At 55.0% G+C, this 1212-nt stretch carries 1 rRNA gene; it reads left to right on the forward strand.

Annotation, left to right across the window (positions count from 1 at the left end):
* Positions 1-1212: ribosomal RNA gene (locus tag AC6CH3_RS23320) — 23S ribosomal RNA — on the forward strand; the annotation flags it as partial.

Consider the following 1212-nt stretch of genomic DNA (forward strand, 5'->3'; position numbering starts at 1 on the left):
GAGTGCAGGTATAGGTGAACGGTCTTGAAAGGCCGGCCGGAGAGGGTGTGAGCCCCGTAACCGTAATGCTGTGCACCGCCTGGGAAGTATCCCAAGTAGCACGGGGCCCGAGAAATCCCGTGTGAATCTGTCAGGACCACCTGATAAGCCTAAATACTCCCTAATGACCGATAGCGGACCAGTACCGTGAGGGAAAGGTGAAAAGTACCCCGGGAGGGGAGTGAAACAGTACCTGAAACCGTGTGCTTACAATCCGTCGGAGCAACCGCACCTTGTGTGCATAGTAGTTGTGACGGCGTGCCTTTTGAAGAATGAGCCTGCGAGTTAGTGTTACGTCGCGAGGTTAACCCGTGTGGGGAAGCCGTAGCGAAAGCGAGTCTGAACAGGGCGTTGCAGTGGCGTGATCTAGACCCGAAGCGAAGTGATCTACCCATGGCCAGGTTGAAGCGACGGTAAGACGTCGTGGAGGACCGAACCCACTTCAGTTGAAAATGGAGGGGATGAGCTGTGGGTAGGGGTGAAAGGCCAATCAAACTTCGTGATAGCTGGTTCTCCCCGAAATGCATTTAGGTGCAGCGTTGCGTGTTTCTTGCTGGAGGTAGAGCTACTGGATGGCTAATGGGCCCTACAAGGTTACTGACGTCAGCCAAACTCCGAATGCCGGTAAGTGAGAGCGCAGCAGTGAGACTGTGGGGGATAAGCTTCATAGTCGAGAGGGAAACAGCCCAGACCACCAACTAAGGCCCCTAAGCGTGTGCTAAGTGGGAAAGGATGTGGAGTTGCGAAGACAACCAGGAGGTTGGCTTAGAAGCAGCCATCCTTAAAAGAGTGCGTAATAGCTCACTGGTCAAGTGATTCCGCGCCGACAATGTAGCGGGGCTCAAGTACACCGCCGAAGTTGTGGCATTCACATATGTTCTAAGCCTTTGTGGTTCAGGAGTGTGGATGGGTAGGGGAGCGTCGTGTGGGCGGTGAAGTCGCGGTGTAAACCAGCGGTGGAGCCTACACGAGTGAGAATGCAGGCATGAGTAGCGAAAGACGGGTGAGAAACCCGTCCGCCGGATGATCAAGGGTTCCAGGGTCAAGCTAATCTGCCCTGGGTAAGTCGGGACCTAAGGCGAGGCCGACAGGCGTAGTCGATGGACAACGGGTTGATATTCCCGTACCGGCGAAAAACCGCCCATGCTGAACAGGGGATACTAACCGCCCGAA

The organism is Arthrobacter sp. GQ119 (assembly GCF_059759125.1).